The 14,511-nt window shown below is 72.4% G+C and carries 14 protein-coding genes; 7 read left to right on the forward strand and 7 right to left on the reverse strand.

Annotation, left to right across the window (positions count from 1 at the left end):
• Positions 1-70: 70 nt before the first annotated feature.
• From ABD286_RS03385 to ABD286_RS03395, 3 genes are all read left to right on the forward strand, one after another.
• A complete protein-coding gene (locus tag ABD286_RS03385; RefSeq protein WP_344190253.1) occupies positions 71-796 on the forward strand; it encodes a flavodoxin family protein in 726 nt (241 codons plus the stop codon).
• Positions 797-894: 98 nt separating this feature from the next.
• Entirely contained in the window at positions 895-1,269 is a 375-nt protein-coding gene (locus ABD286_RS03390) for a PadR family transcriptional regulator (RefSeq protein WP_344190255.1), read from the forward strand.
• Positions 1,266-1,811 carry a hypothetical protein gene (locus tag ABD286_RS03395; RefSeq protein WP_344190257.1) on the forward strand — a complete coding sequence of 182 codons (546 nt, stop codon included), beginning with the start codon at positions 1,266-1,268 and terminating at the stop codon, positions 1,809-1,811. The genes ABD286_RS03390 and ABD286_RS03395 overlap by 4 nt, the downstream gene beginning before the upstream one ends.
• Positions 1,812-1,944: 133 nt before the next feature.
• Here ABD286_RS03395 and ABD286_RS03400 read toward each other — a convergent pair whose 3' ends face one another.
• Complete coding sequence (locus ABD286_RS03400; protein WP_344190259.1) at positions 1,945-2,334, reverse strand: HesB/IscA family protein; 390 nt, start codon at positions 2,332-2,334, stop codon at positions 1,945-1,947.
• A gap of 104 nt (positions 2,335-2,438) precedes the next feature.
• Entirely contained in the window at positions 2,439-3,605 is a 1,167-nt protein-coding gene (locus ABD286_RS03405; protein WP_344190261.1) for a glycerate kinase family protein, read from the reverse strand.
• A gap of 198 nt (positions 3,606-3,803) precedes the next feature.
• Here ABD286_RS03405 and ABD286_RS03410 point away from each other — a divergent pair, with 198 nt between their 5' ends.
• On the forward strand, positions 3,804-5,024 hold the full coding sequence (locus ABD286_RS03410; RefSeq protein WP_344190263.1) for an extracellular catalytic domain type 1 short-chain-length polyhydroxyalkanoate depolymerase: 1,221 nt from the start codon (positions 3,804-3,806) through the stop codon (positions 5,022-5,024).
• 144 nt (positions 5,025-5,168) lie between these two features.
• On the forward strand, positions 5,169-5,390 hold the full coding sequence (locus ABD286_RS03415) for a hypothetical protein (RefSeq protein WP_344190265.1): 222 nt from the start codon (positions 5,169-5,171) through the stop codon (positions 5,388-5,390).
• A 14-nt stretch (positions 5,391-5,404) separates the two neighbouring features.
• Here ABD286_RS03415 and ABD286_RS03420 read toward each other — a convergent pair whose 3' ends face one another.
• The gene (locus ABD286_RS03420; RefSeq protein WP_344190267.1) at positions 5,405-6,184 is read right to left on the reverse strand and encodes a maleylpyruvate isomerase N-terminal domain-containing protein; all 780 of its coding nucleotides are present in this window, start codon (positions 6,182-6,184) and stop codon (positions 5,405-5,407) included.
• Positions 6,185-6,257: 73 nt separating this feature from the next.
• Here ABD286_RS03420 and nadA point away from each other — a divergent pair, with 73 nt between their 5' ends.
• On the forward strand, positions 6,258-7,454 hold the full coding sequence (gene nadA / locus ABD286_RS03425) for a quinolinate synthase NadA (protein ID WP_344190269.1): 1,197 nt from the start codon (positions 6,258-6,260) through the stop codon (positions 7,452-7,454).
• 124 nt (positions 7,455-7,578) lie between these two features.
• A complete protein-coding gene (locus tag ABD286_RS03430) occupies positions 7,579-8,769 on the forward strand; it encodes a ScyD/ScyE family protein (protein ID WP_344190271.1) in 1,191 nt (396 codons plus the stop codon).
• Between the two features lie 231 nt (positions 8,770-9,000).
• On the opposite strand, the gene ABD286_RS03435 is transcribed toward ABD286_RS03430, so the two are convergent.
• The 4 genes from ABD286_RS03435 to ABD286_RS03450 form a co-directional block, all read right to left on the reverse strand.
• On the reverse strand, positions 9,001-10,554 hold the full coding sequence (locus ABD286_RS03435; RefSeq protein WP_344190273.1) for a DEAD/DEAH box helicase: 1,554 nt from the start codon (positions 10,552-10,554) through the stop codon (positions 9,001-9,003).
• A 173-nt stretch (positions 10,555-10,727) separates the two neighbouring features.
• Positions 10,728-12,014, reverse strand: coding sequence for a saccharopine dehydrogenase family protein (locus tag ABD286_RS03440; RefSeq protein ID WP_344190275.1), 1,287 nt, complete (start codon positions 12,012-12,014; stop codon positions 10,728-10,730).
• Complete coding sequence (locus ABD286_RS03445; protein ID WP_344190277.1) at positions 12,011-13,030, reverse strand: glutathione S-transferase family protein; 1,020 nt, start codon at positions 13,028-13,030, stop codon at positions 12,011-12,013. The genes ABD286_RS03440 and ABD286_RS03445 overlap by 4 nt, the downstream gene beginning before the upstream one ends.
• Positions 13,031-13,090: 60 nt before the next feature.
• The gene (locus ABD286_RS03450) at positions 13,091-14,455 is read right to left on the reverse strand and encodes a dipeptidase (protein ID WP_344190279.1); all 1,365 of its coding nucleotides are present in this window, start codon (positions 14,453-14,455) and stop codon (positions 13,091-13,093) included.
• Between the last annotated feature and the right edge of the window lie 56 nt (positions 14,456-14,511).

Below are 14,511 nucleotides of genomic sequence, written 5' to 3' on the forward strand. Positions count from 1 at the left end.
GCCGGCACCGCGGCAGCCAGTGGCCCGCGCACCATTGCCCCGGTGACCGCGCCCGGAGGAGCATGCCCCCATGAGCAACCTCAAGGACGACTTCTCGGGACTGCGCGCCATGTTCGTCAACTGCACGCTCAAGCGCTCCCCCGAGCAGAGCCACACCCAGGGCCTCGTCGATGCGAGCGCGGCCATCATGAGCCGCCACGGCGTGGAGGTGGAGCTCGTCCGCGCCGTGGACCACGACATCGCCACGGGCGTCTACCTCGACATGACCGAGCACGGCTGGGAGCACGACGAGTGGCCACTGCTCTTCTCGCGCATCATCGCCGCCGACATCCTCGTCATCGCCGGCCCGATCTGGCTCGGTGACAACTCCTCCATCACCAAGCAGGTGATCGAACGGCTCTACGCCGGCTCCTCCATGACCAACGCCTCGGGCCAGTACGTCTACTACGGCAAGGTCGGTGGCGCGATCATCACCGGCAACGAGGACGGCATCAAGCACTGCGCGTCGAACATCCTCTACAGCCTCCAGCACATCGGTTACGCGATCCCCCCGGGCGCCGACGCCGGCTGGATCGGTGAGGCCGGTCCCGGTCCCTCCTACCTCGACCCCGGGAGCGGCGGCCCGGACAACGAGTTCACGAAGCGGAACACCACCTTCATGACGTGGAACCTCATGCACCTGGCGGCGATGTTCAAGGCCGCCGGCGGGTTCCCCGTGGGGGGCAACCAGCGCACCGAGTGGGACGCGGGCGCCCGGTTCGACTACGAGGAGCACCCCAACCCCGAGTACCGCTGAGCCCGCCCGGGCACCCAGGCCTCGGGTGTCCGGCCGACTCCGTGCTGGACGAAACACTGGTACTTGACGATGCCTAGTACCGGGCATAGCCTCCATCCATGACGCACGACGCACAGATGCTGAAGGGGGTCCTGGCCCTCCTGCTCCTCAGCCTGCTCAGCAACGAGGAGGGCTACGGCTACAGCATCGTCACCCGGCTCCAGGACGCCGGGTTCGACGACCTCGCCGAGGGCACGGTCTACCCCGCCCTCACCCGGCTCGAGGCGGCCGGCCTGCTCGACTCCCGGCTCGAGCGCTCGACCTCGGGCCCGGCCCGCAAGTACTACCGCACGACCGATCTCGGCCGCGCCGAGCTGGTGACCCGCGCCGACTCCTGGCGCACCCTGGTCGCCGCCGTGGACGTCGTCACGGCGCCCGCGCTGCCGGTCCGCTCCACCACGTCCACGTCCGCACCACAGGGGGTCTCCCGATGAACCTGCTCGACCAGTCACGCATCGCCTGGGCCGTGTCCCGCTACGACTTCTGGATGGACAGCCGGGGGGTGCCGCGACGAGCTCGCAAGGAGCTGCGCCAAGAGCTCACCGCCAACCTCACGGACGCCACCGCGCACGCGGGCTCCCGGGCAGCCGTCCTCGCGATCGGCTCCCCCAGGGCCCTCGCCGAGGCCGCCGGCGAGGCGCACGAGGGACGTCCCCGGTGGTCCTACGCTGCCGGGGTCGCGGGCCTCGTCCTCGCGGCGCTGTCGTACGCCTGGATGTTCACCCTGTTCGGGTTCTCCGACGGCGTGATCGCCAGCGGGGTCACCGGTCGGGAGGTCTCGCAGACGTCCTTCCCCTGGGGCACCGAGCTCACGGCCACCGTGGAGCCCGGCAACACCGCCTTCAGCGTCGGTGGCACCTTTCCGTGGGTGATCGTCGTCGTGACGCTGCTCGTCTTCCTCCTCGCCGCCCAGCCGTGGCGCCCGTTCACCCGCGGTCGTCGTCGCTCGGCCGCCTCGACGCCCCAGCGCGCCTGACTCCCCCCGGCAGCCCGACCACGCGTCGTGGCCGCGCCGGCTCGCCCACGATCTCAGGACACGACGAAGGGCCCCACCGTGCGGGTGGGGCCCTTCGTCGTGCGCGGCGTGGCCGCGGTGACTCAGCAGCCGATCAGCTGAAGGAGTCGCCGCAGGCGCAGGAGCTGCCGGCGTTGGGGTTGTCGATCGTGAAGCCCTGCTTCTCGATGGTGTCCGCGAAGTCGATGCTGGCGTTCTCGAGGTACGGAGCGCTCATGCGGTCGACGACGACCTCGACACCGTCGAAGTCACGGACGAGGTCACCGTCGAGGGTGCGCTCGTCGAAGTAGAGCTGGTAGATCAGGCCCGAGCAGCCGCCGGGCTGGACGCCGACGCGCAGGCGCAGGTCGTCACGACCCTCCTGCTCGAGCAGCGACTTGACCTTGGCAGCGGCGACGTCGGAGAGGAGGACGCCGTGGGTCGCCTCGGCGGCCTCGGCAGGAGCCTCGGTGGTGGCCGGAGCGGTCTGGTCCTGAACACTCATCTGTTGCGTCCTTCATGTCGGTGGTCGGGGGTCGGCTGACCATCTCTGCCAACCCACGGTCTGCGGGATATGTTCCCTCCCGCTCCCACCACTGTACGTCGTGGTCAGCGCTGGGGGGACCAGGTGGCCGCGACGCGTGCAGCGCGGGCCGCCAACGTCCCCACGGGGTCGGCCATCGCGGCCTCGACCTCGGCGGCCGAGTCGGCCACGGCGTAGGTCCCCGACAGGCCGAGCGTCATCGCCTCGCGGCGTCCCACGAGGGTCTGGCCGGCGATGACGACGCTGGGCGTCGCGGTCTCCAGCGCCAGCCCGGCCACCCCGGCGACGACCTTGCCCTGCAGGCTCTGCCAGTCGAAGCTGCCCTCGCCGGTGACCACGAGGTCGGCCGCGGCCACGAGCTCGCGCAGCCCCACGGCGGTCAGCACCTCGGTGACACCGCTGACCCGTCGCCCGCCGAGCAGGTAGAGCGCGTAGCCGAGTCCCCCGGCGGCCCCCGCGCCCGGCTGCTTGTCGAGGCGCAGCGGCTTGCCCGTCATCAGGTCGGTCGTCTCGGGCAGGGTGCGCCGCACCACCTCGACGTACCGGCCCAGCGCCCCCTCGAGGGCCTGTGCGAGCTCCGGCGAGGCGCCCTTCTGGGGTGCGAACACGGCCGAGGCGCCCTGAAGCCCGAGCAGCGGCGACTCCACGTCGCTGGCCAGCACCAGCTCGACCCCGGAGAACTTGCGACGCACGTCCTCGAGGCCGGTGAGGGCGTCGTCGGCGAGGTCCGCGAGCGCCATCCCTCCGCGGGCGAGCTCGGCGGGCCCACCCACTCCCAGTGCGGCGAGCAGCCCCGCCCCGCCGTCGTTGGTGCCGCTGCCGCCGAGCCCGACGACGATGCGGGTGGCCCCCTCGGCGAGGGCGGCGTCGAGCAGCTGGCCGACACCCCACGTGCTCGTCACGGCGGGGTTGCGTTCGTCGGCGGCCAGCAGGTGCAGCCCCGCGGCCTGCGCGGACTCGAGGTATGCCGTGCGGCCGGCGTCGCCCTCGACCACGAGGACCGCCGCGGGGACGTCACGACCGAGCGGGTCCGCGACCGTCACCGCGAGGGTGCGGGCCTGCGGCAGCGCGCCACCGAGGACGTCGAGGAAGCCGGGGCCCCCGTCCGAGAGCGGCACCAGGGTGAGGAGGTCGTGGGGTGCGGTCTGCCGCCAGCCCCGGGCCATGGCCTCCGCGGCCTGCTGGGCCGTGAGGGTGCCGGTGAAGCAGTCCGGGGCGATGACGACGTGCACCCGGTCATTGTGGCAGCGTCGCCGGGCCGACGTGACCGGCAGCATCGCCGGGCGACGCGACCGGGGTGTGACGGGGCGCCACCGGCAAACCCGACATTCTGGGCGCGCGCGACACACCACGGCGGGTGCGAGGTGCCTAGCCTCCGAAGGTCGGGGCGTCAACGGCGACGCCCTCGAGCAGGAGGTCCTCTCGTGGTCGTGTCCGTTCCCCTCCGCTGGCTGGCGAGCCTGGCGTCCGTCGTCCTCGCCTGCACCACCGCGTTCGTGGTGCTCGCCGCCGGCCCCGCCCAGGCGGCGACGCTGCAGCAGGTCACCTCGTTCGGGTCGAACCCCGGTGCCCTGTCGATGTACTCCTACCGCCCGGACGGGCTCCCCTCCGGCGCCCCGCTCGTGGTGGCCCTGCACGGCTGCACGCAGGACGCGAACACCTACTTCACCAACTCCGGCTGGCGCCAGCTCGCGGACCAGCGCGGGTTCGCGCTCGTCCTGCCGCAGCAGTCCACCGCCAACAACGCCAACAAGTGCTTCACCTGGTTCGACAACGCCGACACCGCACGTGGGTCGGGTGAGGCAGCCTCCATCGCGGCGATGGTCGACCACGCCGTGGCCAGCTACGGGACCGCCCCCTCGAAGGTCTACGTCACCGGCCTGTCGGCGGGCGGCGCGATGAGCGCGGTGATGCTGGCCGCCTACCCCGACAAGTTCGCCGCCGGGTCCGTCGTGGCCGGGATCGCCTACCGCTGCGCCACCACCGTCAGCTCCGCCTACTCGTGCATGAACCCCGGCGTGGACAAGACCCCGCAGGCCTGGGGCGACCTCGTCCGGGCCGCCTACCCCGGGTACTCCGGCCCGCGTCCGCGGGTCGCGATCTGGCAGGGCCAGTCCGACACGACGGTCGCCCCGGCCAACGGCGTGGAGCTGCGCGACCAGTTCACCAACGTCCTGGGCGTCACGCAGACGCCGAGCGCCAGCGGCTCGCTGGACGCCAACACCACGTGGCAGGAGTTCGGCGCCGGTGCGGTGCGCCTGACCAAGATCACCGGCATGGGCCACGGGACCCCGGTCGACCCCGGCACCGGTCCGACGCAGTGCGGCACGGCCGGGGCCTACTTCCTCGACACCGTGTGCTCCGCCTACCACGACGCCGCGTTCTTCGGCCTCGGTGGCGGCGGGTCGACGACGACCACGTCGAGCACGTCCACCCCTCCGAGCACGACCTCGACGACCACGCCCCCGACGTCGACGACGACCGCGGCGTGCATCACCTCGAGCAACTACGACCACGTGCAGGCGGGGCGGGCCTACACGTCCGGCGGCTACGCCCTCGCCGTCGGCTCCAACCAGAACCTCGGGCTCTACAACACGTTCTACACGGCGACCCTCAAGCAGTCCTCGCCCGGTTACTGGGAGAAGTGCTGATCGGCCCGGCCGGACGGCGGTGACGACGTTCCCGCAGGTCAGGCGCCTGCGCCCGGCCCGCGGGACGTCGTCGGGGCGCCTTCTGGCGCCGTCGCACCGGCTCGGCGGTCCCCAGCACGCCACAAAAAGGAGGACACTGGACTGATGCGCCCCCGACAGCCCGCCAAGAAGCCCGTCCTGAAGAACAGCCCGTTCCAGGCCAAACCGGCACCCGAGCTGCACGACTTCGCCGTCGACGACCGGGTGACCCACGACCGCCACGGCCTGGGCTCGGTCCTGCGGATCACCGGTGACCGCATGGAGGTCCGCTTCGGTCAGAGCACCGTGAGCGTGGCCCTCAACAGCACCAAGATCCACCCGCTCTAGACCGCCACCCCCGCCTAGGGAACGAGCGAGGCGTCCAGCAGGCGCCTCGCCAGGCGGTCGTCTCCCTCGACGGCCAGCAGCCGGGTGTCGGCCCGGTGCCAGAGCGCGAGGTGGAGATGGGTCGCCGGTCCGCGGACGGTGGCCACGGCGTCGGCGGCGATCCCCGCCCGCACCACCGGCACCCCGTCGACCAGGGCCAGGGTCCACGCAGCGTCGACGTCGGTGCAGACGAACGCCACGGGTGCCGTTGCCGGGACGACGACCTCGGGTGGCTCGCCCACCCGTCGCACGAGCATCCGCGGCACGAAGACCTCGAGCACCTCGGCGACCCCGTCGGCGGACTGCTCCACTGACACGCCGGGCACCGGGCCGACCTCGTGCGACACGTCGAGGGCTCCTGCTGCCACCAGGGCGTCGACGTGGTGGACCGTCGTCTCGTGCAGCTGGCGGCGTCGCCAGAACCGCACCGTCCCGTGACCCGGTTGCGCCGAGAAGCTCCAGGCCGCGTCGTCCGGGTGCCGCTCGGCGAGGGTCGAGACGAGCATCGCCGCGCTCTCGGCGTACCACCCCGCGAGGTCCCGCCCGGTGTCACGGCGAGGATAGGGATCGGGTGACGCACCCGTCCGGACCGCGACCTCGGCCCACCGGTGGACCCGCCCGAGGTGGTCGACGAGGTCGGTGACGTCCCAGCCGGGGCAGGTCGGCACGGGCGCCCCCGGGTCGAGCTCGGCCACGGTCGCGGCCATCGCCGTCGTGGCACGGTCCAGCGACCTCAGGGTGTCGGTGTCGTCCATGACCGGACCCTAGGCCAGCCACGTCCCCGGGTGGGTGGCACGCGGTGCCCGCGCGGCGGCATACGATCGGCGCGTGAGCACCTCGACGGACGCCTCCCCCACCACCCCCCTGCCCCTGCTGGTCCTGGGCCGTGGCCGCGACCTGCACAGCGAGCGTGGGGTCGAGTGCCCCGGCGAACTCCCGGCCGCCTCCGACCCCGGTCTGGTCGAGCGGGCCCGGGCAGCGAAGGCCGCCCTGGGTGACCGGGTCTTCGTGCTGGGCCACCACTACCAGCGTGACGAGGTCATCGAGTTCGCCGACGTCACCGGCGACTCGTTCAAGCTGGCCAAGGACGCGGCGGCGCGCCCGGACGCGCCGTACATCGTCTTCTGCGGGGTGCACTTCATGGCCGAGTCGGCCGACATCCTCACCAGCGACGACCAGACGGTGATCCTGCCCGACCTCGCCGCCGGCTGCTCGATGGCCGACATGGCCGCGATCCGCCAGGTCGAGGACGCCTGGGAGGACCTCGTCGAAGCCGGGGTGGCCGACCAGACCGTCCCGGTGACGTACATGAACTCCTCTGCCGCGATCAAGGCCTTCACCGGCCGGCACGGCGGCACCATCTGCACGTCCTCGAACGCGAAGACCGCGCTGCAGTGGGCGCTGGCCGAGAAGGGCGAGGGCGGCAAGGTGCTGTTCCTGCCCGACCAGCACCTCGGGCGCAACACGTTCGTGCGCGACCTCGGCGGCTCCCTCGACGGCTGCGTCGTCTTCGACCCGCACCAGCCGATGGGCGGCCTGACCCGCCAGGAGCTCCAGGACGCGACGATGATCCTGTGGCGCGGGCACTGCTCGGTGCACGGCCGGTTCAGCCTGGAGGCCGTCGAGCAGGCCCGACGCGACATCCCCGGCGTCAAGGTCATCGTCCACCCCGAGTGCCGCCACGAGGTCGTCGAGGCGGCCGACGAGGTCGGCTCGACCGAGAAGATCATCAAGACCATCGCGGCGGCCCCGGACGGCACCTCCTGGGTGGTCGGCACCGAGCTCAACCTCGTCCGCCGGCTGGCGACGCAGTTCCCCGAGCAGCACATCGCGTTCCTCGAGAAGAACGTCTGCTACTGCTCGACGATGAACCGCATCGACCTGCCCCACCTGGTCTGGACGCTCGAGTCGCTCGTCGAGGGACGCGTGGTCAACCCGATCCGCGTCGACCCCGACGTCGCGCACCACGCCCGCGTGGCGCTGGACCAGATGCTGGCCCTGCCCGGGGAGACGCACAAGGACTAGTGCGGCCGCTGCTCCGGACTAGTCCGGGGTGGGTCGCGGGACTAGTCCTCGCGCGGGAGGCACAGGCCGAGCGGGGTCAACACACTGGGTGACTTGCAGGGGTCTCGACCGCAGGAGCACCCGGATGGACAGCACCACCCTTCTCGGAAGACATCGGACACGACGCGTCGCCCTCACCGGTGGCGCCTGCGCCGCGCTGGTCGCGGCCACCCTCGCAGCGACCGCTGCACCGGCCGGAGCGCACGGAGCCGGCGGCACCGGTTCGGGGACACATTCGGGGGCACATTCGGGGGCACCGACGAAGATCGCCTCCGGCCTGGACAACCCACGGCAGCTGGACGTCACCGGTCGCGGTGACGTCTACGTCGCCGAGGCCGGCCGCGGGGGTACCGGCCCGTGCATGCCCGGACCCGAGGGGGGCGAGGTGTGCCTGGGCACGACCGGTGCCGTCACCAAGGTCAGTGCCCGGGGACACCAGTCGCGCGTCGTGACCGGACTCCCGTCCCTGGCCGCCCCCGACGGCTCGGCCGCCAGCGGTCCCTCCGACGTCGAGTCCCTCGGCGGCCGCGTGATGGCCGTCCTGCTGGGGCTGGGCGCGCCCCCCGAGGTGCGCGACGGGCTCCCGGAGTCCGCGGCCCGGCTCGGCACCCTCCAGCTCGCCCGCGAGGGCGGTCAGCGCACCTGGACCATCGCCGACCTCGCCGCGCACGAGGCATCGGCCAACCCGATCCACGACCCTGACAGCAACCCCAGCTCGGTCGAGCGCTCCGGGTCCGGCTTCGTGGTCACCGACGCCGGCGGCAACGACCTGCTCACGACGAAGCACGGAAGGGTGAGCACCGCCGCCGTGTTCCAGGACCAGCTCGCCGAGGCTCCCCCGTTCCTCGGCCTGCCGCCCGGGACGATGATCCCCTCGCAGGCGGTGCCGACCGCGGTCACCAAGGGCCCCGACGGGGCGTGGTACGTCAGCCAGCTCACCGGGTTCCCCTTCCCCGCCGGCGGCGCGAGCATCTTCCGCGTCGTCAAGGGGCAGGCACCGACGGTGTGGGCCACCGGCCTCACGAACGTCACCAGCCTGGGCTTCGACTCACGCGGCCACCTGTACGCCGTGCAGCTGGCCGACACGGGGCTGCTCGCCGCGGGTGAGGAACTCCCGTCCGGTTCGCTGGTCAAGGTCTCCCGCACCGGCGCCCACACGGTGGTGGCCGACGACCTGGCGGCGCCGTACGGCGTGGCCATCCGCGGCAGCTCGGCCTACGTCTCCACCTGCTCGGTGTGCCCGGGTGGCGGAGAGGTCTGGAGGTACCGCCTCTAGGACTCCGGCGCCGCGCGGGTGGGGCGCGACGCCGGGACGCACGCAGGGGGAGCCCCGGTCCGACTCATCCCGGACCGGAGACCACTAGAGGGGGAAGGGTCCCCGTCACGGCCTCGCAGGGGCGACGTCGTGACGGGGACCAGCACCGTGTGCTGGTCCCCGTCAGGTCCCGCCGGTCAGGCGGGGTGTCGTGCTGGGTGCGAGGTCTCGCGCAATGGTGCTGAGGGTGGCTCAGCGGCCGCGACCGCCACGGCTGCCGGCCGAGAACGCGGCGGCACCACCGGACGACGTCGAGTAGGCGGTGGTGGAGCCACCGGCGGCACGGCCGCCGGAGCGCTGACCGCCCGAGCGCTGGCCACCGGTCGAACCCTGACCGGACGCACGACCGCCGGAGCGACCACTGCCGGAACGGGCACCGCCGGAGGAGTCCTGCGCGCCTGCCGGACGACCGCCGCGGCGGCCGCCACCCGAGCGCGAGCCCTCGCCGGTGCGGGCCTCGCCGGAACGGGCACCGCCCCCGGTACGGCCGGCCCCACCTCGGCGGGACTGCCCGCCACCGGACCGACCCTGGCCGGAGGGCTGGGCGGGCGCGGTGAGGACGAGGGGCTCGGTCTTGGTGCGCTCCCCCGGGGCGACCTCGAGCAGCATGGGGTGGCCGAGTCCGAGGCGCGTGGTCTTGGCCTTGATGCCGGCCTTGCTGGTCAGCACCCGCACGTCGGAGACCTGGTCGTCGGTCATCAGCGTGATGACGGTGCCGTCGGCGCCGGCGCGGGCGGTGCGTCCCGAGCGGTGCAGGTAGGCCTTGTGCTCGACCGGCGGGTCTGCGTGGATGACGAGGGCGACGTCGTCGACGTGGATCCCCCGGGCGGCGATGTCGGTGGCGACCAGCGTGGACGCCTTGCCCTCGTGGAAGGCCGCCATGTTGCGGTCACGGGCGCCCTGGCCGAGGTTGCCGTGCAGCTCGACGGCGGGCACGCCCGAGGCGTTGAGCTGCTTGGCCAGCTTCTTGGCACCGTGCTTGGTGCGCGTGAAGACGACCTTGCGACCGGGGGCCGAGGTGAGGTCCAGGAGCACGTCGAGGCGCGCGTCGCGGTGCACGTGGAAGACGTGGTGCGCCATCGTCGACACCGGCGACTGAGCCGAATCGGCCTGGTGCGTCACGGGATTGGACAGGTAGCGCTTGACGATGACGTCGATGCCGGCGTCCAGCGTCGCCGAGAACAGCAGCTTCTGGCCGTTTCGCGGGGTCTTGTCGAGGATGCGCTTCACACCGGGCAGGAAGCCCAGGTCGGCCATGTGGTCGGCCTCGTCGAGGATGGTGACCTCGATGCCGTCGAGGGTGAGTGCGCCCTGCTGCAGCAGGTCCTCGAGGCGACCCGGGCAGGCCAGCACGACGTCGACGCCCTTGCGCAGCGCCGAGACCTGCGGGTTCTGGCCGACGCCACCGAAGATGGTGACCGACGAGATCCCGAGCGGCTCGGCCATGGGAGCCATGGCGGCCTGGATCTGGGTGACGAGCTCGCGGGTCGGGGCCAGGATCAGCGCACGCGGGCGACGCGACTGGCGAGGAGCCTTGGACGAGGAGAGCCTGGCCAGCATCGGCAGCAGGAACGCGTAGGTCTTGCCGGAGCCGGTGCGGCCCCGACCGAGGACGTCCCGACCGGCGAGCGAGTCGGGCAGCGTCGCGGTCTGGATGGGGGTCGGGACGGTGATGCCGCGTGCGGCGAGGACAGAAGCCAGGGCGTCAGGGACGCCGAGGCTCGGGAAGGTGGTGTCGACAGACACAGAGGTACTCCAGAGCAGTCAAAGGGGTGTTCCGCCCGGCGCGAAACCGACGTGGGTTCGCAGCGCAAGAGCTTGATCACGTGCCACGGCCCGAGGCAGAACTGTGCGGGCCGGTGGCACCACCCTATCGCCCCGCGGCCCTCCCGCTCGACCGCATGGTCCCCCGGTGCTGCTCAGGCGCTCGGGATCTCCTCGACCCGGAGCGTGAAGTCCCGGCGGCGCAGCCTGTCCACGAGCACGTCCCCGAGGGCGGTCGCAGGCGTGAGCACCCCTGCGGCAGGCGGCAGCCGGTCGCCGTCCAGGGCCAGCGCGAGAGCCGCCTCCCCGAGCATGACCGTGGTCGCGGCATACCCCGGATCCCCTTGTGCCGTCACGGTCGCGAGGTAACGGCGGCCGGTCTCCGTCGTGGTCCGGACCTTCATCGAGAACCAGCCGGTGCGGCGGGTCTTCTCGCTCGGGCCCTCGCCCGGCGAGGGCGCGATCCGGTCGAAGACGGGACGGGTGCGGTCGTCACCCATCGCCTTCATCGCCAGGCCGAGGCCCACCGTGAACGCGGTGGCCCGACCACGTGCGACAGGTCCGCGCCCGTAGGCCGACAGCTCGCGGTAACGGAACCGGCGACCGTAGGCGTGGTCGCGAAGAGCGTTGCTGCGCCTGACGATCCGCGTGTTGAAGCTGGCCATGACGAACGGCCCGACCCAGTCGCCGGTGTCGGCGTCGCGGAAGACCGCCATGGGGTCTCGCTCCTTGCCCAGGTCGGGCTCGGCGTTGCGGTCGGGACTCAGGCCGTAGGGGTCGAAGAGGGTCTTCACGGCACGACGGTCGGTCGACACGGCGTCGAGCTGGGCGCGGGAGGAGTCGACCGTGCCGCCGCTGACGCCGCCCTTCGCCCTGGCGTGCAACGTGGTGTCGAGCAGTCCCCCGGCAGCATCGTGCTGCGCCTGCTGGTGCAGCAGGTGGACGGCGAGGTCGGACGGCACGGAGTCGTAGCCGCAGGCGGTGACGATGCGGGCACCGCTGGCCTTCGCCAGCGCGTCGCACTCGTCGATCGCCTTGCGCACGAACAAGATCTCGCCAGTCAGGTCGGCGTAGTGCGTGCCGGCCTCGGCGCAGGCCCGCGCGAGCGGCAGGCCGTAGCGCAGGTACGGGCCGACCGTGGTGGCGACGACGGTGGTGGAGGCGGCGAGGGACCGCAGCGCGACCTCGTCGACGGCGTCCGCCACGACCAGCGGCCAGTCGCGCGCTGCGCGCGGCAGGCCCCGGCGGACCTCCTCGAGCTTGGTGCGGGAGCGTCCTGCGAGGGCGATACGGGTGCCTGACGGGGCGTTGCGGGCGAGGTACTCCGCGAGGAGTCTGCCGACGAAGCCGGTGGCGCCGTAGACGACCACGTCGTGGGTGCGCCGCTCGGTGTCCCCGGCGTCTCGGACTTCGTGCCGCGCGTCGTGTCCTGCGTCGGTCATGCGCGCCCCTCGGCCGGGACGGCCTCCTCGTCGCGAACCGGCCCGGGCGGTGTCCCGTTGCCGAACGGGCTGCCGCCGAGCGACTCCCGCCCGTGCTCGGTCAGCCAGCCCGAGAGGTCGGGGCCGGCGGGGATGATCCCCGTGGGGTTGATGTCGTGGTGGACGACGTAGTAGTGCGCCTTGATCTGTGCGAAGTCCGTGGTGTCGCCGAACCCGGGCGTCTGGAACAGGTCGCGCGCGTAGGCCCACAGCACCGGCATCTCGCTCAGCTTCTGCCGGTTGCACTTGAAGTGCCCGTGGTAGACCGGGTCGAACCGCGCCAGCGTCGTGAACAACCGGACATCGGCCTCGGTGATGGTGTCGCCCATGAGGTAGCGGCGGTCGGCCAGCCGGTTCTCCAGCCAGTCCAGCGCCGTGAACAGCCGTTCGTACGCCTGGTCGTAGGCCTCCTGCGTCCCGGCGAACCCGCAGCGGTAGACCCCGTTGTTGACCTCGGTGTAGACGCGCTTCATCACCTCGTCCATCTCCTCGCGGAGCGCCTCGGGGTAGAGGTCGGGCGCACCCGCCCGGTGGTGCTCGCGCCACTGCGTCGAGAAGTCCAGGGTCATCTGGGCGAAGTCGTTGGTGACGACCTTGCCGCTGTCGACCTCGACGATCGCCGGCACGGTGATCCCCCGCGGGTAGCCGGGCTGGCGCTGCTCGTAGGCGTCCTTGAGCCGCGGGATGCCCAGCACCGGGTCGACCCCGCCGGGGTCGAGGTCGAACGTCCAGCTGTCCTCGTCGTGGGTCGGCCCGCACAGGCCGAGCGAGATCACGTCCTCGAGGCCCAGCAGTCGTCGCACGATGATCGTCCGGTTCGCCCACGGGCAGGCGCGTGCGGCGACGAGGCGGTAGCGCCCCGGCTCGACCGGCCAGTTCTCCTCGCCCTCGCCGTCCACGGTGATGCGGTCGTTGATGTAGCGCGTGTCGCGCTCGAACGACGGCTCGACGTAGCCCTTGCCCTTGCTCTCAGCCATGTCACGAACCTAACCGCAGGAGCGCGCCACCGCAGGGGACGGGTACGGCGCCGCCTCGCTTCAGCGCGGCAGGGCGCCGAGGCGGGCCAGCAGGATCGCCTCCGCGACGCAGACCTTCTCGAACTCGCCGAGGTGCAGCGACTCGTTGGCACCGTGCGCCCGGGTGTCCGGGTCCTCGACGCCCGTGACGAGGATGGCCGCCTGCGGGAACTTCTCCGCGAACGCCGCGACGAAGGGGATCGAGCCGCCCACGCCGATGTCGACCGGCTCCACGCCCCACGCGTCGGTGAACGCGGCCCGCGTCTGGTCGTAGACCGGCCCGTTCGCGTCAGCGGCGAAGCCGGAGCCCTGGTCGTCGAGGTGGACCTCGACCCTGGCGCCCCACGGGATGTTGGCCTCGACGTGGCGCTGCACGGCGGCATACGCGTCCAGGGGGTCCTCGTCCGGGGCGAGGCGGATGGACACCTTGGCGCTCGCGGTGGGCACGAGGGTGTTGGAGGACTTCGCCACCGAGGGGGCGTCGATGCCGATGACGGTCGCCGTGGGCTTGGCCCAGATGCGGTCGAGCAGCGAGCCGGTGCCGATGACGTCGACGCCGTCGAGCAGGCCGGACTCCTCGCGCAGGCGCGCCTCGTCGAAGTCGAGGTTGCTGGCCGTGCCGGAGCGCAGCCCGGCGATGGCGACGTCGCCGGCGTCGTCGTGCAGCGTCGCGAGCAGGCGCACCAGGGCGGTGATCGCGTCGGGGACCGCCCCACCGAACATGCCCGAGTGGATGCCGTGGTCGAGGGTGGTGACGGTGACGACGACGCGGATCAGCCCGCGCAGCGTCGTGGTGAGGGCGGGCTCACCGATGGCCCAGTTGGTCGAGTCGGCCAGGACGATGGCGTCGGCCCGCAGCTTCTCGCCGTGCCGCTCGAGGATGGTGGGCAGCGAGTCGGAGCCGATCTCCTCCTCGCCCTCGACGAAGACGGTGACCCCGACCGGCAACCGGCCATGGTGGGCCCGAAGAGCCGCGAGGTGGGCCATGATCCCGGCCTTGTCGTCGGCGGCGCCGCGGCCGTAGAGCCGCCCGTCGCGCTCGGTCGGCTCGAACGGTGCGCTGTCCCAGTCCTTGTCATCACCGGGCGGCTGCACGTCGTGGTGCGCGTAGAGCATCACGGTCGGCGCGCCCTCGGGCCCGTCGAGGTGCCCGATCACCGCGGGGCGACCGCCCTCGCGGACGATCTCGACCTCGAGGCCCTCGGCGCGCAGCAGCTCTGCGGTCGCCTCGGCGCTGGCCTCGACATGGGCCTGGTCGAAGGCGTCGAGGCTGACGCTCGGGATGCGGGTGAGCGCCTCGAGGTCGGCGCGCAGGCCGGGCATGAGGTCGGCCACCGTGGCCTTGAGGGCGGAAACCTGGTCGGTGCTCAGAACGTCGTCGGTCACGGCCGCGAGCCTAACGGGACCGCCCGCGCGGTTGCGATTCCGGGGAACGGCACTCC

The sequence above is a fragment of the Pedococcus aerophilus genome, assembly GCF_039532215.1.
Classification (GTDB): Bacteria; Actinomycetota; Actinomycetes; order Actinomycetales; family Dermatophilaceae; genus Pedococcus; species Pedococcus aerophilus.

Coding starts and splice junctions, on each gene's coding strand:
- ABD286_RS03395 (WP_344190257.1), top strand. CDS start 1,266: ATGAACCTGCTCGACCAGTCACGCATCGCCTGGGCCGTGTCCCGCTAC.
- ABD286_RS03430 (WP_344190271.1), top strand. CDS start 7,579: ATGGACAGCACCACCCTTCTCGGAAGACATCGGACACGACGCGTCGCC.
- ABD286_RS03440 (WP_344190275.1), bottom strand. CDS start 12,014: ATGACCGACGCAGGACACGACGCGCGGCACGAAGTCCGAGACGCCGGG.
- ABD286_RS03445 (WP_344190277.1), bottom strand. CDS start 13,030: ATGGCTGAGAGCAAGGGCAAGGGCTACGTCGAGCCGTCGTTCGAGCGC.
- ABD286_RS03420 (WP_344190267.1), bottom strand. CDS start 6,184: ATGGACGACACCGACACCCTGAGGTCGCTGGACCGTGCCACGACGGCG.
- ABD286_RS03400 (WP_344190259.1), bottom strand. CDS start 2,334: ATGAGTGTTCAGGACCAGACCGCTCCGGCCACCACCGAGGCTCCTGCC.
- ABD286_RS03390 (WP_344190255.1), top strand. CDS start 895: ATGACGCACGACGCACAGATGCTGAAGGGGGTCCTGGCCCTCCTGCTC.
- ABD286_RS03385 (WP_344190253.1), top strand. CDS start 71: ATGAGCAACCTCAAGGACGACTTCTCGGGACTGCGCGCCATGTTCGTC.
- ABD286_RS03415 (WP_344190265.1), top strand. CDS start 5,169: ATGCGCCCCCGACAGCCCGCCAAGAAGCCCGTCCTGAAGAACAGCCCG.